Annotated in this window: 16 protein-coding genes and 1 tRNA gene; 7 read left to right on the top strand and 10 right to left on the bottom strand. The window is 71.4% G+C overall.

What is annotated here, in order from left to right; translation table 11 throughout:
- Positions 1 to 1,503, bottom strand: a 1,503-nt coding sequence (locus FNH09_RS34290) for a flavin-containing monooxygenase (RefSeq protein WP_152893791.1), incomplete at its 3' end; no start/stop codon positions are given.
- A 189-nt stretch (positions 1,504 to 1,692) separates the two neighbouring features.
- Here FNH09_RS34290 and FNH09_RS34285 point away from each other — a divergent pair.
- Positions 1,693 to 2,313 carry a MerR family transcriptional regulator gene (locus tag FNH09_RS34285; protein WP_152893796.1) on the top strand — a complete coding sequence of 207 codons (621 nt, stop codon included), beginning with the start codon at positions 1,693 to 1,695 and terminating at the stop codon, positions 2,311 to 2,313.
- Between the two features lie 17 nt (positions 2,314 to 2,330).
- On the opposite strand, the gene FNH09_RS34280 is transcribed toward FNH09_RS34285, so the two are convergent.
- Complete coding sequence (locus FNH09_RS34280) at positions 2,331 to 3,134, bottom strand: exodeoxyribonuclease III (protein WP_162469526.1); 804 nt, start codon at positions 3,132 to 3,134, stop codon at positions 2,331 to 2,333.
- Between the two features lie 68 nt (positions 3,135 to 3,202).
- Here FNH09_RS34280 and FNH09_RS34275 point away from each other — a divergent pair, with 68 nt between their 5' ends.
- Positions 3,203 to 3,679, top strand: coding sequence for a GNAT family N-acetyltransferase (locus tag FNH09_RS34275; RefSeq protein ID WP_152893790.1), 477 nt, complete (start codon positions 3,203 to 3,205; stop codon positions 3,677 to 3,679).
- Positions 3,680 to 3,894: 215 nt separating this feature from the next.
- Here FNH09_RS34275 and FNH09_RS34270 read toward each other — a convergent pair.
- The 7 genes from FNH09_RS34270 to galU form a co-directional block, all read right to left on the bottom strand.
- A tRNA-Ala gene (locus FNH09_RS34270) sits at positions 3,895 to 3,968 on the bottom strand.
- Positions 3,969 to 4,097: 129 nt separating this feature from the next.
- Positions 4,098 to 5,414, bottom strand: a complete 1,317-nt coding sequence (sepX, locus tag FNH09_RS34265) for a divisome protein SepX/GlpR (protein ID WP_162469525.1) — start codon at positions 5,412 to 5,414, stop codon at positions 4,098 to 4,100.
- A gap of 171 nt (positions 5,415 to 5,585) precedes the next feature.
- Positions 5,586 to 6,221, bottom strand: coding sequence for a GNAT family N-acetyltransferase (locus tag FNH09_RS34260; protein ID WP_162469524.1), 636 nt, complete (start codon positions 6,219 to 6,221; stop codon positions 5,586 to 5,588).
- A gap of 17 nt (positions 6,222 to 6,238) precedes the next feature.
- On the bottom strand, positions 6,239 to 6,781 hold the full coding sequence (locus FNH09_RS34255; RefSeq protein WP_152893789.1) for a MogA/MoaB family molybdenum cofactor biosynthesis protein: 543 nt from the start codon (positions 6,779 to 6,781) through the stop codon (positions 6,239 to 6,241).
- A complete protein-coding gene (moaC, locus tag FNH09_RS34250) occupies positions 6,778 to 7,290 on the bottom strand; it encodes a cyclic pyranopterin monophosphate synthase MoaC (RefSeq protein ID WP_152893788.1) in 513 nt (170 codons plus the stop codon). Before moaC ends, FNH09_RS34255 begins: the two co-directional genes overlap by 4 nt.
- A gap of 129 nt (positions 7,291 to 7,419) precedes the next feature.
- Positions 7,420 to 8,742 carry a molybdotransferase-like divisome protein Glp gene (gene glp, locus FNH09_RS34245; protein WP_152893787.1) on the bottom strand — a complete coding sequence of 441 codons (1,323 nt, stop codon included), beginning with the start codon at positions 8,740 to 8,742 and terminating at the stop codon, positions 7,420 to 7,422.
- 5 nt (positions 8,743 to 8,747) lie between these two features.
- Positions 8,748 to 9,650 (bottom strand): UTP--glucose-1-phosphate uridylyltransferase GalU, encoded by a 903-nt coding sequence (gene galU, locus FNH09_RS34240; RefSeq protein ID WP_152893786.1) that lies wholly within the window; start codon positions 9,648 to 9,650, stop codon positions 8,748 to 8,750.
- 93 nt (positions 9,651 to 9,743) lie between these two features.
- Here galU and FNH09_RS34235 point away from each other — a divergent pair, with 93 nt between their 5' ends.
- Positions 9,744 to 10,364 (top strand): 5-formyltetrahydrofolate cyclo-ligase, encoded by a 621-nt coding sequence (locus tag FNH09_RS34235; protein ID WP_152893785.1) that lies wholly within the window; start codon positions 9,744 to 9,746, stop codon positions 10,362 to 10,364.
- A 30-nt stretch (positions 10,365 to 10,394) separates the two neighbouring features.
- Here the strand turns inward: FNH09_RS34235 and FNH09_RS34230 are convergent, their stop codons facing one another.
- The gene (locus FNH09_RS34230; protein WP_152893784.1) at positions 10,395 to 13,160 is read right to left on the bottom strand and encodes a penicillin acylase family protein; all 2,766 of its coding nucleotides are present in this window, start codon (positions 13,158 to 13,160) and stop codon (positions 10,395 to 10,397) included.
- A gap of 227 nt (positions 13,161 to 13,387) precedes the next feature.
- On the opposite strand from FNH09_RS34230, the gene FNH09_RS34225 reads away from it, so the two are divergent.
- From FNH09_RS34225 to FNH09_RS34210, 4 genes are all read left to right on the top strand, one after another.
- The gene (locus FNH09_RS34225; RefSeq protein WP_152893783.1) at positions 13,388 to 14,950 is read left to right on the top strand and encodes a potassium/proton antiporter; all 1,563 of its coding nucleotides are present in this window, start codon (positions 13,388 to 13,390) and stop codon (positions 14,948 to 14,950) included.
- Positions 14,951 to 15,371: 421 nt separating this feature from the next.
- Entirely contained in the window at positions 15,372 to 16,667 is a 1,296-nt protein-coding gene (locus tag FNH09_RS34220) for an MFS transporter (RefSeq protein WP_162469523.1), read from the top strand.
- Positions 16,668 to 16,734: 67 nt separating this feature from the next.
- Positions 16,735 to 17,055, top strand: coding sequence for an FmdB family zinc ribbon protein (locus FNH09_RS34215; protein ID WP_162469522.1), 321 nt, complete (start codon positions 16,735 to 16,737; stop codon positions 17,053 to 17,055).
- A gap of 105 nt (positions 17,056 to 17,160) precedes the next feature.
- Positions 17,161 to 18,012: an S-methyl-5'-thioadenosine phosphorylase gene (locus tag FNH09_RS34210; protein WP_152893782.1), complete on the top strand. Its 852-nt coding sequence runs from the start codon at positions 17,161 to 17,163 to the stop codon at positions 18,010 to 18,012.
- Positions 18,013 to 18,190 lie beyond the last annotated feature (178 nt).

Below are 18,190 nucleotides of genomic sequence, written 5' to 3'. Positions count from 1 at the left end.
AGATGTGCATAAGAGACAGGGGTCGGCCGGGGCGCGCAGCACCTCGTACTCCGTGAGGTCCACCCGCCGGGTCTCACGCCGGAACTCGCTCGTCGTCCCCGGCCAGATGGTGGTGTTGCGCCCGCTCGCGTCCAGGTACCAGCTGGTGCAGCCACCGGTGTTCCACACCGTGCGCTTCATCCGGTCCTGCACCCGGCGGTTCCAGGCGTTCACCGCGCTCGGCCGGGCGACGAGGGCCGCACGCCCGCCGAGCACGTCCAACTGCCTCACGTAGTCCGCCAGGTAGTTCAGCTGGGACTCGATCATGAGGATCATGGAGGAGTTGCCCAGGCCGGTGTTGGGCCCGATGATCGTCATCCAGTTGGGGAAGCCGGCCGCAGAGGCGCCGCGCAGGGACTGCATACCGCCCTTCCACGACTCGGCGAGCGTCCGCCCGTCGGCCCCGACCACCCGCTCGGCGATGGGCATGTCGGTGACGTGGAAACCGGTGCCGAAGACGATCACGTCGGCCTCGGTCTCGGTACCGTCGACGGCGACCAGGGTGGAGCCGCGGACCTCGCGCAGCCCGCTCGCCACCACGTCCACGTTGGGCCGGGCGAGGGCCGGGTAGTACTCGCTGGACAGCAGGATCCGCTTGCAGCCGATCCGGTAGTCGGGGGTCAGCTTGGCCCGCAGGGCCGGGTCCTTGATCGCGCGGGTCATGTTGCGCCGCGCCAGCCGCTCGACGAACCCGAGCTCGTCCGGGTGCTTGGTGAACGCCTGGACCTGCAACTCCCGGATGCCCCACAGCAGTCCGCGGCGCAGCCGCGAGGTGAGCGGCACGGCCCGGTGCAGCGCGCGCTCGGCCCCGCTGATCGCCCGGTCGACGCGGGGCATCACCCACGGAGGGGTGCGCTGGAACAGGGTCAGCCGGCCGACCTCGGACTGGATGGCGGGCACGATCTGGATCGCGGACGCCCCGGTGCCCACCATCGCGACCCGCTTGCCGCGCAGCTCCTGGCCGTGGTCCCAGCGGGCCGAGTGGAAGACCGCGCCGGGGAAGGAGTCCAGTCCCGGGATGTCCGGGATCCTCGGGTCGGACAGCGGCCCGGTGGCGGAGACGACGACGTCGGCGCGCAGCCGCCCGCTCGTGGTCTCGATCTCCCAGCACAGCCGCTGCGGGTCCCAGGTCATCAGCTTCACTTCGGAGTCGAAGCGGATGTGGGGCCGCAGTCCGAAGAGGTCCGTCACGTGCTCCAGATAGGCCCGGATGTGCTCCTGCCCGGAGAAGGTGCGCGGCCAGTCCGGGTTGGGCGCGAAGGAGAACGAGTACAGGTGGGACGGGACGTCGCAGGCACAGCCGGGATAGCTGTTGTCCCGCCAGGTGCCGCCGACGCTGCCCGCCCGCTCCAGGACGACGAAGTCGGTGATCCCCTCGCGTCGCAGCCGCACGGCCGCCCCGAGCCCGCCGAACCCGGACCCGATCACCGCCACCCGTACATGCTCGTGCTCGTGCTCGGCCATCCCTGAGCCTCCACGCATCGCCTCGGACTACGCCAGTGAACACTGGCGCAATGGGGAGAGTAGAGCAGTGACGTACCGATGGGTAGGGGGCGCGGGAAGGACATCGGCACCGGCCGCCCACCCCCGCCCGCAGCCGGCACGGCATAGGCTTCCGACGTGGCAGAAGACGGCGTACGACGCGAGTACCGCATGGAGGAGCTGGCCGGGCTGGCCGGCATCACCGTCCGCACCCTGCGCTTCTACCGCGAACGCAAACTCATACCGCCACCCCGCCGCGAGGGCCGCATCGCCTGGTACGACGACCATCACCTGGCCCGGCTGCGCACCATCTCCGCGCTACTGGAACGCGGCCACACCCTGAACGGCATCGCCGAACTCGCGGAGGCCTTCGACAACGGCCGTGACGTCGGCGAACTGCTCGGCCTCGACGCCCCCACCGAGGAGGAGCCGGTCCGCCTCACCCCCGAGGAACTCGCCGCCCGCTTCGAGGGCGAGGTCACCCCGGAGAACCTCGCCGCCGCGCTGGACCTCGGCTACCTCGGCACCGACGGCGACGAGATCGTCCACATCAGCAGCCGCCTGCTGGACGTCTCCTCGGCCCTGGTCCGCGAGGGCATCCCGCTCGCGGAGGTCCTGGCGGCGGGCAAACAGGTCCGCGAACACGCGGACGCCCTCGCGGAACTCTTCCGCTCCCTGGTCCTGCGCCACGCCCCCGAGGAGGACCTCCAGCGCCTGCGCCCCCTGGCCCGCAGCGTGGTCGAGGCAGAACTCTCCCTGGCCCTGGACCGCCACCTGCGCAAGCAGGACTGAGCCCTGCCCGACAGGTCCTAGAGGTTGTAGACCACGGTCACCGGCGCGTGGTCCGACCACCGCTCGGCGTGCGTGGCGGCCCGCTCGACGTATCCCTTGACGGCCTTCGCCGCGAGCCCGGGCGTCGTGAGCTGGTAGTCGATGCGCCAACCCGAGTTGTTCTCGAAGGCCCGCCCCCGGTACGACCACCACGAGTACGGGCCCTCCGCGTCCGGGTGCAGTTCGCGTACGACGTCGACGTAGCCGCCGTCGGCCGGGTCGAGGACGCTGCCGAGCCACTGCCGCTCCTCGGGCAGGAAGCCGGAGTTCTTGGCGTTGGCCCGCCAGTTCTTCAGGTCGGCCTGCCGGTGGGCGATGTTCCAGTCGCCGCAGACGACCACCTCGCGTCCGTCGGCGGCGGCACGCTCACGCAGGCCCTTCAGATAGGGGAGGAACTCGCCCATGAACCGGACCTTCTCGTCCTGCCGCTCCGTGCCGACCTCGCCGGAGGGCAGATAGAGCGAGGCGACCGTGACGCCCGGCAGGTCCGCCTCGACATAGCGCCCACTGCCGTCGAACTCGGCCGATCCGAAGCCGACCCGGACCGCGTCGGGCTCACGCCGCGTGTAGAGGGAGACGCCCGCGCGCCCCTTGGCCGCGGCCGGGGCGTGCACGACGTGCCAGCCCTCCGGGGCGCGTACCTCCTCGGGCAACTGCTGTGGCTCGGCGCGCACCTCCTGGAGGCAGAGCACCTCGGCGGAGGTCTCCGCCAGCCACGGGACGAAGCCCTTCTTGGCGGCGGCCCGCAGTCCGTTCACATTCACCGTGGTCACTGTCAGCACCAGTGCACGATACCGGGACACTGGACGAAGCCCCGATTTCGATTCTGCATACACGTACAGTGAGTGACATGAATATACGTCCCGTCCTGTTCGATCACCCCGACGCAGTCCGGCTCAACGACGAGGTCCAGGCCGAGTACCACGTGCGCTACGGCGACGGCGGCGACGCCACGCTCCTGGCCCCCTCGGACTTCGAGTCGCCGAACGGCGTCTACCTGATCGCGTACGACGAGACCGGCCGGCCCCTCGCCACCGGCGGCTGGCGCGCCCAGGACAAGAACGACGAGGGCAACGAGAACGGCGACGCCGAGCTCAAGCGCATGTACGTCGTCGCGGACGCCCGCGGCCGTGGGCTCGCCCGCCGGATGCTGGCCGCCCTGGAGGAGGACGCCCGCGCGGCCGGCCGGGTCCGCATGGTGCTGGAGACGGGCGTCAAGCAGCCCGAGGCCATCGCCCTCTACTCCTCCAGCGGCTACGAGCCGTGCGTCAAGTTCGGCTTCTACCGCTTCCACGAGTCGAGCCGCTGCTACGCCAAGGCGCTGTGACCGGCGGACGGGTGTGCCTGGTCACATCCGTGCGACACCTCCGTACAGACTTCTGTACGACACGGACCTCTGTACGACATGCCGAAGCCCCGGCCGGGAGACCCGGTCGGGGCTTCGTGCGACACGGACCGGCCTGGGCCTGTGCCCGTGTTCTGTGTTCTGCGCGAAATGGCCAAAGCCCCGGTCGGTTTCCCGACCGGGGCTTTGAGCTGCAGTGGACCTGAGGGGATTCGAACCCCTGGCCCCCTCGATGCGAACGAGGTGCGCTACCGGACTGCGCCACAGGCCCTTGCAACGAGTGAAACTCTAGCATCCCGATCGCCGTGCTTGGAAATCCGTTCCCGCACCCCCGGCCGACGGCCGATCGGGGGTGACGTCGCAGGTGGGACGGGGAGCACACCCGTCCCACCGCGAAGCATCACTCGTTGGCCGCCCGGGGGCGCCCGCCGTCGTCGTACTGGTCGAACAGCGGCGTACGTCCGCGTTCGCGCGAGCGGCGGGCGGAGGCCGCCCGGCGGGCGTCGCTACGGTCGCCCGTGCCGTCCCGCTCGTCCGCCTGCCCGCCGTCGTGCGCGTCGGCGACCGGTGCGGCGCCGTCGTCGGCCGGCCCGGTCCCCTCGGCCGTCCCGGCCTCGGGCTCCGGCTCCCGGGCGACGGAGCTGGACCGCGCGGAGCTCCACGCGTCCGGCCCGCCGAGATCGACGTCGGAGGTGGCCCGGGGGGCGACCGGCGCGGTCACGTACGTCGGCAGCGGCACCGGCACCGGGTCCCAGCTCTCGCCGGGGCCGGGCCGCCGCTGCCGCTCGCGCTGCTGGTCGACCCACTCCGCGTGGTCGGTCTGCTCGACGAGCGCGCGCCGGTCGGCGGCGAGCGCCGCCGAGAGGGCGGAGTCGGTCTCCGGGTCGTAGGCCTCATCGGGTTCGCCGGCGTCCGGCTCGACCCGCGAACCGGTCTCGACCGCCGCACGCCGGCGCGGCTGGCGGCTGCGCTCCCGCAGCCGCTGGGCCGCGACCTCGGCACGGCGCCGGTCCATGTGGAAGGCGAAACGCCGGCGCTCCTGGGTGCGGAGGTAGGCGATGTAGCCGCTGAGCAGCACGGCGGGCACGCCGGGCGCCCAGAGGAACGCCAGGCCGCCGACGGCCGCGACGATCGCGCCGAGGGTGAAGGCGACGAAGAGCAGGACGGTCGTACGTCTGCGGCGCGCCAGTGCCTTGGAGCGCTTGGCGCGGGCGGCGGCCGCCTGCGCCGAGGCGGCGCGCCGGTCATCCGGTACGCGGGTGCGCTTCGGGGCGCCGTGGGCTTCGGGGGCCGGCGTGCCGTGTCGGTCGTGCGCCGGTTCCTGCGTTGCTTCGCGCCCCGGCTCGCGTCCGGGGTCGTGCGCCGCTTCGCGCGTCGGTTCGCGGGTCGGTTCCGGGTGCTGCGATGCCTGTGCCGGTGCCACCGCTTCCGTCCGCGGGCGGGTCGGGGGCATGGCGAAGGCCCGGACGTCCACCGAATCGGTGACGACGTCCGGTTCACCGGCGTCGGGCTCCCCCTCCTCGGCGGAGCGCGCCTGCAGGTCCTTGGCGTATCGGCGCTCCATACCCGCCCTTCCGGACAGCAGCCGGATGGCGGTGCTGAAGCGTTCCGTCGGACGGGCCTCGTTCAGCTCGTCCTGCCTACGGAGCCACATCGGCACCAAGTAGGCGGCCCAGGCCCCGACAATGACTGCGTAGATGAGGCCGCTGCTGCTCACGTCTCACACGGTAGAGGGGTTTACGTGAGGCCATCCGCCAATTGAGCCGGTGTGTCGCACGATCTGGCTGATATTTCGAGCTTTTTTTGCGACCGATGCGATCAGCAGGCCGCCGCGGGCGCGAATTTAATGCCCGAGACGGTCACCCTCCGATCAATTTCGAACATTTATTCAATTACCCGGGCCGTGCGGGATTCCCTGGTCCCGGGGCACACTCGGGGGGCGGGTCCGCCGCCAGCGGTTCAGCAGCCCCTCCGGCACCTCCTCCGCCGTGAGGGCGAAGACGAGATGGTCCCGCCACGCCCCGTCGATGTGGAGATAACGGGGCCGCAGCCCCTCCTCGCGGAATCCGAGTTTCTCCACGACCCGGCGGCTCGGTCTGTTCTCGGGCCGAATGCAGACCTCGACCCGGTGCAGTCCGACCGTGCGGAAACAGTGGTCCACGACGAGCGCGACCGCCGTCGGCATCACCCCGCGCCCGGCCACGGACTGGTCCACCCAGTAGCCGACATGGCCCGAGCACATCGAGCCCCAGGTGATGCCCGCGACCGTCAGCTGCCCGACCAGGCGGCCCTGGTACTCGATGACGAACGGCAGCATCCGGCCCGCCCTCGCCTCGCCGCGCAGATGCCGGACCATCTGACGATAGGTCGGCCGGTGCGCGATCGGACCGCTGGGCGTGGGCGGCGGAATGGTCGCCTCCCAGGGGCGCAGCCAGTCACGGTTGCGCCGGTTGACCTCACGCCACATCCGCTGGTCGCGCAGCTTTATCGGCCGCAGGACGACATCGCCGTCCACCAGCTCCACCGGCCAGGACGCGCCGTTCAGCTCGCACCCCCACTACTGGCGCCGGGGCCGGGATGGTCGCCGCCCCGGATCTGGTCGACGGCGTGCACCAGCAGGGGTGCCAGCACGGCCAGGCCGTCCTTCACCCCGCCGGTCGAGCCCGGCAGATTGACGATCAGGGTCTCGCCGGCCAGTCCGGCCAGGCCTCGGGAGAGCGCCGCGGTCGGCACCTTCTCGCGTCCGTACGCCCGGACGGCCTCCGCGATGCCCGGCACCTCCCGGTCGATCACCCGTCGGGTGGCCTCGGGGGTGCGGTCGGTGGGCGAGATCCCGGTGCCGCCGGTGGTGACCACGACGTCGTACCCGGCCTCGGCGGCGGCGCGCAGCGCGCGCTCCACCGGGTCCCCGTCGGGCACCACCTGCGGCCCGTCGACGGCGAAGCCGAGGCCACGCAGACCGTCCGCGAGCAGCGGGCCGCCCCGGTCCTCGTACACCCCGGCGGCCGCCCGGTTGGAGGCGGTCACGACCAGGGCGGCGTAGGGCGCCGTCAGAGCGTCGCCGAGCGACGCCGTGCCGCTCATGAGCGGCTCCAGTCGCCCGACTTGCCGCCTGTCTTCTCCTCCACCCGCACGTCCGTGATGACCGCTCCCTTGTCCACGGCCTTGACCATGTCGACCACGGTGAGCCCGGCGACACAGACCGCGGTGAGGGCCTCCATCTCGACGCCCGTACGGTCCGTGGTGCGCACCGTGGCCACGATCTCCACGGCGTCGTCCGCGACCGACAGGTCCAGTTTCACACCGGACACCGCCAGCGGGTGGCACAGCGGGATCAGGTCGGGGGTGCGCTTGGCGCCCATGATGCCCGCGATCCGCGCCGTGGCCAGGGCGTCGCCCTTGGGCATCCCCTCACCGCGCAGCAGTTCGATCACGCGCGGCGAGACCAGGACCCGGCCGGTGGCGCGGGCGGTGCGCGCGGTCACGGCCTTGTCGGACACGTCGACCATGCGGGCGGCGCCCGCGTCGTCGAGGTGGGTCAGTCGGTCCTGCACAGGCGGTCCGGGGGTCTCCCCCCGGGATGGCACAGTCATGGTGTGGCGCGCTCCCGGTCCGGGCCCGTCGCGGTGCGGCGCACGGGCCTGTTGTGCGCGACACGGTACCGCCAAGCCGGGGCGCGCAGCGGGCCAGGACCGTCCTGCGAACGGGTAGCCGCGCGGGGCTCAGCCGAGCAGGACGACCTCGACCTCGGTGCCGGGCTCGACGGAGGTCACGTCCTCGGGGACGACGATCAGCGCGTCGGCGTGCGCGAGGGCGGCCACCAGATGGGATCCGGAACCGCCGACCGGGCGGACGGTGCCGTCGGCGTGGCTGCCACGCAGGAACTGCCTGCGGCCCGCCGGGGAGGTCAGCGCCTTGTCCGCGGCCAGGGTCGCGCGCGTGGTGGGCCGGTGGACGTCCGCGAGCCCCATGAGGGTGCGGATGGCCGGCCGGACGAACAGCTCGAAGGAGACGTACGACGACACCGGGTTGCCGGGCAGGGCGAGGAGCGGGATGTGGTCGGCGCCGATGGAGCCGAAGCCCTGGGGTTTGCCGGGCTGCATGGCGAGCTTGCGGAACTCGATGCCGCTGCCCGGCTCGTCCTCGTCGTCGACGTGCGACAGCGCCTCCTTGACCACGTCGTACGCCCCGACGCTGACGCCGCCCGTGGTGACCATGAGGTCGGCGCGCACCAACTGGTCCTCGATGGTGGAGCGGAGGATGTCGACGTCGTCGACGACGGCGCCGACCCGGTAGGCGATCGCGCCGGCGTCGCGCGCGGCCGCGGTGAGCGCGAAGCTGTTGGAGTCGTGGATCTGGCCGCTGCCCAGCTGTTCGCCGGGCTGGACCAGCTCGCTGCCGGTGGACATGACGACCACGCGCGGGCGGGGCCGCACCCGCACCGTGCCGCGGCCGATCGCGGCGAGCAGGGCGATCTGCGAGGGTCCCAGGACGGTGCCCGCCTCCAGGGCGCACTCGCCCGCCCTGACGTCACTGCCCTTGGCCCGCACATGGGCGCGTGCCTCGGCGGGCCGGTGCACCCGCACCTGCCCGCCGGCGCCCCCGGGGTAGAGGCCGGCGGCCCGCATCCTGCTGACCGGTCCCTCGCCGAGTCCGCCGTCGGTCCACTCCACGGGCACGACGGTCTCGGCACCGGGCGGCAGCGGCGCGCCGGTCATGATGCGGGCGGCCTGGCCGGGCCCCACGTGGAGCAGGTCCGCCTGGCCCGCCGCGACGTCCCCGATGACCTCCAGGACGGCCGGGAACTCCTCGCTCGCGCCCGCGACATCCACGACCCGTACCGCGTAGCCGTCCATGGAGCTGTTGTCGAACGGCGGCAGCGACCCCGGCGCCAGCACGTCCTCGACCAGGACACAGCCCTGGGCGTCGAGGAGTTGGAGCTCGATCGGTTCCAGCGGGCGGACGGTGGCGAGGATGTCCTGAAGGTGCTCGTCCACCGACCAGATGCGGTCCTGGTCTGCGGTGCGGGGCGCGGCGGTGCTCAACGTTGTTACATCTCCTCGGCTACGTAACTGCGAAGCCAGGTCCGGAACTCCGGGCCCAGGTCTTCACGTTCGCATGCGAGTCTGACAATGGCACGCAGGTAGTCGCCACGGTCGCCGGTGTCATAGCGGCGGCCCTTGAAGACGACGCCGTGCACGGGTCCGCCGACCTTCTCGTCCTGCGCCAACTGCTGGAGCGCGTCGGTGAGCTGGATCTCGCCGCCGCGGCCCGGCTCGGTGGTGCGCAGTATGTCGAAGATGTGCGGGTCGAGGACATAGCGGCCGATGACCGCGAAGTTCGACGGGGCGTCCGCCACGTCGGGCTTCTCGACCAGGCCGGTCACCTTGACGACGTCGCCGTCCTCGGTGGCCTCCACGGCCGCGCAGCCGTAGAGGTGGATCTGCTCGGGCGCGACCTCCATGAGCGCGATGACGCTGCCGCCACGCTGTTCCTGGACCTCGACCATGCGTGCCAGCAGCGGGTCGCGGGGGTCGATCAGGTCGTCGCCGAGCAGGACGGCGAAGGGTTCGCGGCCCACGTGCGGGGCCGCGCACAGCACGGCGTGGCCGAGTCCCCTGGGGTCGCCCTGGCGCACGTAGTGCATGGTCGCGAGGTCGCTGGACTCCTGCACCTTGGCGAGCCGCGCGGCGTCGCCCTTCTTCTGGAGGGCGGACTCGAGCTCGTAGTTGCGGTCGAAGTGGTCCTCGAGCGGGCGCTTGTTGCGGCCCGTGATCATGAGGACGTCGTCGAGGCCGGCGGACACGGCCTCCTCGACCACGTACTGGATCGCCGGCTTGTCGACGACCGGCAGCATCTCCTTGGGAGTGGCCTTGGTGGCCGGCAGGAACCGGGTGCCGAGGCCCGCTGCGGGAATGACAGCCTTGCTGATCCTGGGGTGCGACTGGGTCATGGCCGACACCTTATCGGGCGTCTTTGTGAAGAATCTGTGGTCCGGATGAATTTCGGCTCACATGAACGTATTGAGACCATATGGGAGTACTTTATGCATCACCGCAGGCCTCCAGCCCATTCTGACAAGCGGACGTTGCGACGCGAGCTACTTCAGGTAAGAAACAGGTTTACCGCGGATGACGTGGAGGCGGCCTCGGGCGCGCTGGCGGAGCGGGCTCTGGAACTGCCCGAACTGGCCCGCGCGGGCACGGTGGCCGCCTATGTCTCGGTGGGGAGCGAACCCGGCACGCTCGCGCTCCTGGACGCGCTGCGCGCGCGGGGGGTGCGGGTGCTGCTTCCGGTACTGCTGCCCGACAACGACCTGGACTGGGGCGAGTACGCCGGAGCGGAGTCCCTCGCGCGCGTGCGGCACGGCGGGCGGATGGAGCTGCTGGAACCGGCCGGCGACCGCCTGGGCCCGGACGCGGTGACCACGGCGGACGCGGTGCTGCTGCCCGGCCTCGCCGTCGACGCGCGCGGCATGCGCCTGGGGCGGGGCGGGGGCTCGTACGACCGGGTGCTGGCCCGGCTGGAACGCGCGGACGCCCATCCCGCGCTCGTGGTGCTTCTCTACGACCCGGAGGTCGTCGGGCATGTTCCCGAAGAGGCGCACGACCGGCCGGTCCACGCGGTGGTGACACCGTCGGCCGTGCGCCGCTTCGGAAACGTCTGACTCAGCGTCGGCTCAGTCGGCTGCGCCGGCTCACGGCTTGAGCTCCAGCGTGTCGCTCGTGCTCGCCTCGACCGCCTTCTGCGTGAACGCCCAGGGCAGCAGCTCGCCGGCGGCCCACTTGTCCGTCTGGTCGGTGTAGTGGGCGCTGAAGGCGTGCCCGGAGGCACCGGTGAGGTTGATCCACTTCGACTTGTCGAGATCGGCGAGGTTGACCACCATCCGCATCGACGGCACCCAGACGACGCCGTAGCCGCCGGCCGCGTTCCAGCCGGTCGCGTCCACCGCCGCCTCGCCGCCGCCGAGCTCCCAGGGGCCGCGGTTGAGGGCGTACTGGAGGAAGGCCGGACCCGCGGTGCCCAGGGTCTGGTTCTTCAGGAACAGGCGGTGCAGCCGGCCCCAGCTCCAGGTGTCGATGTCCTTGCCGAGCTTGGCGGTCAGCTCCCAGCGGGCGTCGATCATGGCGCGGGCGAACAGCTTGCCCATGTCGTTGTGCGCTCCGGGGCGGGTGCCCGACGCGGGCGTCGTCCACCAGTCGCTGTGCTCGTCCTCCATCAGGTTGCGCACCACCTCGAACCAGCGGTCGCCGCCGTCCGGCTGCGCCTGGTCGGCCGCGCGCTGGCCGCACTCGCGCACCTTGTCGGTGTCGTCCACCGCGCTGGTGCTCTTCGTCGGGGTCACGTAGAGGCACTGGCCCTCGACCCGCAGTTCCTTGGGCAGCTTGTTGCCGAAGGCGAGCTTGAGGATGTTGCGCCAGACCGAGTTGAAGTAGGCGGCGGCCGCCGAGTCGGGGTCCTGGGTGTAGTCCCAGCCCTCCAGGAGCTTCTGCGCCTGGCGGACGTCCGGGTCATCGATGTCGATCTTGAGCAGCGTCGGGACGAGCTGTGTGGCGATCTCGCTGGAGTTGTCCAGCTGCATCTGGCGCATGTCGTCGGTGGAGATCTTGCCGCCGCCGTCGATCTTGCCCTTGATCAGGTCGTTGATCCGCTGGCTGCGGGTGCCGTAGCCCCAGTCCGTGGTCAGCGTGTAGGGGTAGCTGTCCTTGTCGACCACGGCCTGGTTGGCGGTGACGATGTAGCCGCGCTTCGGGTTGTACTCGTAGGGCAGCTCGTCGGACTTGATGAAGCCGGTCCACTTGTACTTGGAGTCCCAGCCCATCGCCGGGACCGAGCCGTCCTGGCCCTTCGCGCGGGTGGGGATCTTCCCCGGCAGGGTGTAGCCGATGTTGCCGGAGCTGCCGGCGCCGTCGGCGTAGATCAGGTTCTGCGAGGGCACGTCGAACAGCTTCGCCGCGTCGCGGAAGTCGCCCCAGTCGGCCGCCCTGTCCATCGCGAAGACGGCGTCCATGGAGGTGCCCGGGTCGAGGGCGGTCCACCGGAGCGCGATGCCGTAGCCGTCGCCCCGGTCGGGTGCCTCGGTGCCGACGCCGGCCTTCTTGCCGACCTCGACGAGTTCGTCGTCGCGGTCGGACAGCAGCGGCATGCCGTCGGCGGTCTGGCGTACGACGATCTTCTTGGACGCGCCGCCGGCGACCTTGATGGTCTCCGTACGGGTCTTGAAGGGCTTGGTCTTGCCGTCGTACAGGTAGCCGTCGCCGGAGAGCTTCTCCAGGTAGAGGTCGGTGACGTCGACCCCGGAGTTGGTCATGCCCCAGGCGATCTCCGCGTTGTGGCCGATTATCACGCCGGGCATGCCCGCGAAGGTGTAGCCGGCGACGTCGTACTGGCACTTGGCGGAGACCGTGCGGCAGTGCAGGCCCATCTGGTACCAGACCGAGGGCAGCGCGGCCGACAGGTGCGGGTCGTTGGCCAGCAGCGGCTTGCCGGTGATGGTGTGCTCGCCGGAGACGACCCAGGAGTTGGAGCCGATCCCGTTGCCGTTCACGCCGACCGCCGTCGGGAGGTCGTCAAGGAGCTCGTACAGGCCCGAGAGCTGGCTCTGGAGCGCGGTCCCGCCGGCGGCGGAACCGGAGGTGCCGCTCGCGGAGGTGCCGCCCGAGCCGCTCGTGCCACCGCCCTGCTCGAAGGTCCCGGACTGCTCGTCGTACTTGCCTTCCTGGACGATCGTCTTGTTTCGCTCCGGATACTCCGGGTACAGGTCGGCGATCTGCTTCGGGCCGAGACGGCTGGTCATCAGGGACCGGTCGATCTCGTCCTGCATGTTGCCGCGCAGGTCCCAGGCCATCGCCTTGAGCCAGGAGACCGAGTCGACCGGGGTCCACTCGGTGGGCTTGTAGTCGTTGGTGAACCCCAGAGCGGCGTACTCCAGGGAGATGTCCTTGCCGTCCTTGCCCTTGAGGTAGGCGTTGACCCCCTTGGCGTACGCCTGGAGGTACTTCTTCGTGGACGCCGACAGCTTCGTGTCGAATTCCGTCTTCGCGATCCGGTCCCAGCCCAGGGTGCGCAGGAACTCGTCGTTCTTGACCTGGCTCTGGCCGAACATCTCCGAGAGGCGGCCGGAGGTCAGGTGCCGGCGCACGTCCATCTCGTAGAACCGGTCCTGCGCCTGGACGTAGCCCTGCGCCATGAACAGGTCCTCGTCGGAGGAGGCGTAGACCTGCGGGATCCCGTTGCCGTCCCGTTCGACGTCGACCGGTCCCGAGAGGCCGTCGAGGGTTATCGAACCCGTGGTCTGCGGGAAGGAGGCCCGGACCGTGCTGATGGACCAGTACGCCCCGTAGGCCACGCCACCAATGATGGCCAGCACCAGGACGAGCACGAAGAGGCGCAGTTTGCGCCCCTTCTTCCTGCCGGACTTGCCGGGCTTGTCACCCGATGTGGCGGTGGTGTTGGGGGGCATCGCTGTCCTTGCTGTCCTAACGCGAGCGGCAGGCGGTCCTGGAGTGCTGGAGCAACCATAGGCGCAGGGCCCCGAGCCGCTTGACGCGGAGTCGGGAACTGACGCGGACGGACGTTCGATCCCAGGCGGCGAGCGTCAAGAAATCGTCAAGAGTTAGGTAAGGTAACGAAGTACTTGGGGATACGGCGCGCGAGCGTTGTGTCCGATATACGTGTGCGCCCCTCGCGCTGCCGCGCGTGAGCCAGGGAAGGGAACGGCCACTGACTGTCCACCACCTCAACCAGCTCCTGCTCGCCTGCTCGCTCGTCCTGCTCGTCGCCGTGGCCGCGGTCCGGATCTCCTCGCGCAGCGGGCTTCCCAGCCTGCTCGTCTATCTGGGGATAGGCGTCCTGATGGGCCAGGACGGCCTCGGCCACATCCACTTCGCCAACGCCGAGATGACCCAGGTCATCGGCTATGCGGCACTCGTCGTGATCCTGGCCGAGGGCGGCCTGGGCACGAAGTGGAAGGAGATCAAACCGGTCCTTCCGGCCGCCACCGCGCTGGCGCTGGGCGGGGTGGCGGTCAGCGTCGGGGTGACGGCGGCCGCCGCGCACTACCTGGTCGGGCTCGAATGGCGGCAGGCCCTCATCATCGGGGCGGTGGTGTCCTCCACGGACGCGGCGGCGGTCTTCTCCGTGCTGCGCCGCATCCCGCTGCCCGCGCGCGTGACGGGCATGCTGGAGGCGGAGTCCGGCTTCAACGACGCCCCGGTGGTCATCCTGGTCGTCGCGTTCTCCACCGCGGGCCCCTTCGAGCACTGGTACGTCCTGGTCGGCGAGATCGTGCTGGAGCTGGCCATCGGTGCCGCCATCGGCCTCGCGGTCGGCCTGCTCGGCTCCTGGGGCCTCAGGCACGTCGCGCTGCCCGCCTCCGGCCTCTACCCGATCGCCGTCATGGCCATCGCGGTCACGGCCTACGCGGCCGGGTCCCTGGCGCACGGCAGCGGCTTCCTGGGCGTCTACCTCGCCTCGATGATCATGGGCAACGCCAAGCTGCCGCACTGGCCCGCCACCCGCGGCTTCGCCGACGGGCTCGGCTGGATCGCCCAGATCGGCATGTTCGTCCTGCTCGGCCTGCTGGTCACCCCGCACGAACTGGGCGACGACGTGTGGCCCGCCCTCGTCATCGGCCTGGTGCTGACGATGGTCGCGCGCCCGCTGAGCGTCGTGCTCTGTCTGACCCCGTTCCGGATTCCCTGGCAGGAGCAGACCCTGCTGTCCTGGGCCGGACTGCGCGGCGCCGTGCCCATCATCCTGGCCACGATCCCCATGGTGAACGGCGTCGACGGCAGCCACCGCATCTTCAACATCGTCTTCGTGCTGGTCGTCGTCTACACCCTGATCCAGGGGCCGACGCTGCCGTGGCTGGCCCGCAAGCTGAAACTGGGCGAGGGCTCCGAGGCCTCCGACCTCGGCATCGAGTCCGCGCCCCTGGAGCGGCTGCGCGGACATCTGCTGTCCGTCGAGATCCCGGCCGAGTCGAGGATGCACGGCGTCGAGGTCAACGAACTGAGGCTGCCGGCCGGGGCCGCGGTCACCCTCGTCGTACGCGACGGGACCTCGTTCGTGCCGTCGCCGACGACCGTGCTGCGGCGCGGCGACGAGCTGCTCGTGGTCGCCACGGACCCGGTCCGCGACGCGGCCGAACGGCGACTGCGCGCGGTGGGCCACGGCGGCAAGCTGGCCGACTGGCTGGGAGCGGACGGGCCCGGCGAGCCCGGCGGGACGGGCAGGACGCGCAGGCGGTAGCGGGGCCGCCTCGGCAGCGTGCGAGGGCGGGGCCGCTCCGGCTCGGCGCGGTGGCCGCTCCGGCTCGGCGCTGTGGCGGGGCCGCGCGGGACAGGGCGGGGTGCCGCCCCGTCCCGCGCGGTCGATCTGCGCGGCCCGCGTGCGCGTTAAGGGTATGTTTCGTACGGTTCACACCCCAGCCGTTCACAGGCGGAGGCCTCGATCGTGCCCGCTTTCACAGGTGCATCGGGCGTCGATCCCTGTAGCATGAAGGCTGATCTTGATCGAACCAACTCTGCCTGACGCAGTGCTGGCGCGACCGTATGGCGGCCGGGAAGCCTCCCTCAACACAGGCCCCGGCATCTACCGCAGTTCCGCGCGAGAGGACAGCGCTCGGCGTCCCCGCACGGGCGCGCTACCAGGCGGCAGAAAGGCACGGGCCGTGGCATCCACGGTCACCGACGAGCCGTCGAAGAACTCGCCGGACTCCCCGTCCCGCCCCGGATACGGGTCGCTGCTGCGCACCCGCGGCGCCTGGACGTTCCTGCTCCCCGGCTTCGCCGCGCGCCAGCCGTTCGCGATGCTCACGATCTCCATCGTGCTGCTCGTGCAGCACACCACCGGCTCGTACGGCGCCGCGGGCGCCGCGGCCGCCGCCACCGGCGTCTCCATGGCCCTGTTCGCGCCCTACAGCGGCCGCCTCGCCGACCGCTACGGACAGCGCGCGGTGCTGGTCCCCGGCGTCCTCGTCCACACCCTCTCCGGGCTGACCCTCACGGCGCTCGCGCTGGCCCACGCGCCCCTGTGGGCGCTGTTCGCGGCGGCCGTGCCCACCGGCGCCTCGGTGCCGCAGGTCGGGCCCATGGTCCGGGCCCGCTGGGGCGTGAAGCTCAAGGACTCCCCGCTGATGCCGACCGCGGCGGCCTTCGAGTCCGTCACGGACGAGCTGACGTTCGTCCTCGGCCCGCTGCTCGCCACCGCACTGTGCACCACCGTGACCCCCTCGGCGGGCCTGGTCGCGGAGGCCACGCTGACCCTGGTCGGCGGTCTGCTGTTCGCCGCGCGCAAGAGCACCCAGCCTCCCGTGGCCGCCCCGGGGCACGCACGCGTGGAGCACGAGTCCGCCCTGCGCGTGCCCGGCGTACGCGTGCTGATCGTCACCTTCCTGGGCATCGGGTCCGTCTTCGGCGGCATGCAGGTCTCGCTGGCCGCGTTCACCGAGTCGATCGGCGAGCCCGGCCTCAACGGCGTCCTGTACGGCGTGTTCGCCGCGGGCAACATGCTCTCCGGCCTGGTCTGCGGCGCGATCGCCTGGCGGGCCGCCCCGCAGCGGCGCCTGGTCGTCGGCTACGCGGCCCTCGCGCTGACCGCCTCCGGCCTCTGGGCCGCGCACTCGACCCTGGTCCTGGCCGGGCTCGGCCTGCTGGTCGGCATGTCCATCGCACCCTCCCTGATCACCGGCTACACCCTGGTCGAGAAGCTGGTCCCGGCGGGGGCCCGCACCGAGGCCTTCACCTGGCTGACCGGCGCGGTCGCACTCGGCCAGGCGGCCGCCGTCACGGTCGCCGGACAGCTGGAGGACCGCCTCGGCGACGGGACCGGATTCCTGGTGCCGATGGGCGGCACGGTGCTGGCGCTGGCGACCCTGATCGCCCTGCGCTCACGGCTCGCCGTACACCCTCGTGGCCGCACCGTCGCGCGTGGCGTCGGTCACCGAGTGCCGATGACGGTGGACTGATCCCCGGGAATACGTCACTATGGATCGTCGTTAGCACTCATCGAGTGAGAGTGCCAGGAGGAAGACAGTGCCGACCTACCAGTACCAGTGCACCGAGTGCGGCGAGGGCCTCGAGGCGGTGCAGAAGTTCACCGACGACGCCCTGACCGTCTGCCCCAACTGCGATGGCCGCCTGAAGAAGGTGTTCTCCGCGGTGGGCATTGTCTTCAAGGGCTCCGGCTTCTACCGGAACGACAGCCGCGGCTCCTCGTCGAGCAGCTCGCCGGCCGCGTCGAAGTCGTCGACGTCCACGGACACGAAGTCGTCGTCCACCGCGTCCTCGTCGTCCTCGTCCTCGGACTCGAAGTCGTCGAGCTCCAGCTCCTCGGCCGGCAGCTCCGCCGCCTAGGACCCCGCGCACCGCATCGGGACCCCGCCGTCGCACGACGGCGGGGTCCTGTGCGTCCGCGTACCGGCCGCCACTCCCCCGCGGGCGCCCGCTACTGTGCTGACCATGGCGAACGCAGAGCTCGACGTCAGCGCGGAGATCGGTGTCATCGGCGGCTCCGGTTTCTACTCGTTCCTCGACGACGTGACCGAGATCCAGGTGGACACGCCCTACGGGCCGCCCAGCGACTCCCTCTTCCTCGGCGAGATCGCGGGCCGTCGGGTGGCCTTCCTGCCCCGGCACGGACGCGGCCACCATCTGCCGCCGCACCGCATCAACTACCGGGCCAACCTGTGGGCCCTGCGCTCGGTCGGCGTCCGGCAGGTCCTCGGCCCGTGCGCCGTGGGCGGACTGCGCCCCGAGTACGGGCCGGGCACCCTGGTCGTGCCCGACCAGCTGGTCGACCGTACGAAGACCCGGGTCGGCACGTACTTCGACGGGCTGCCGCTGCCGGACGGCACGGTGCCGAACGTCGTGCACGTGTCCCTGTCCGACCCCTACTGCCCCGCGGGGCGCGCGGCCGCGCTGAAGGCGGCGCGCGGGCGGGACTGGGATCCGGTGGACGGCGGCACGCTCGTCGTGGTCGAGGGGCCGCGCTTCTCGACCCGCGCCGAATCGCTGTGGCACCAGGCCCAGGGCTGGTCCGTGGTGGGCATGACCGGCCACCCCGAGGCGGCGCTCGCCCGTGAACTGGAGCTCTGCTACACGTCCGTGAACCTGGTCACGGATCTGGACGCGGGCGCCGAGTCCGGGGAGGGCGTCTCGCACGAGGAGGTGCTGCGGGTGTTCGCCGCGAACGTGGACCGGCTGCGCGGTGTGCTGTTCGACACGGTGGCCGCGCTGCCCCCGACCGGGGAACGCGACTGCCTGTGCACGACGGCACTCGGCGGGATGGATCCGGGGTTCGCACTGCCGTAGGCGAGGGCCCGGGAAGGCGGAACGGCCGTGGCCGGCGGCCCGGGAGGGCGACACGCTCCCGGCCGAGGGCCCGGGCCGTAGCCGAGGGGCCGGGAAGCCAGAGCGGCCGTGGGAGAGGGTCCGGGAGGGGCGGAACGTCTCGTTCGGGTGGGGGAGTTGTCCACAGTCCGTCGATGGT

Source organism: Streptomyces adustus, from assembly GCF_009377175.1.
Taxonomy (GTDB): Bacteria; Actinomycetota; Actinomycetes; order Streptomycetales; family Streptomycetaceae; genus Streptomyces; species Streptomyces adustus.
The sequence above is the reverse complement of the archived record's forward strand: the minus strand, read 5'-3'. Positions and strand labels throughout refer to the sequence as shown.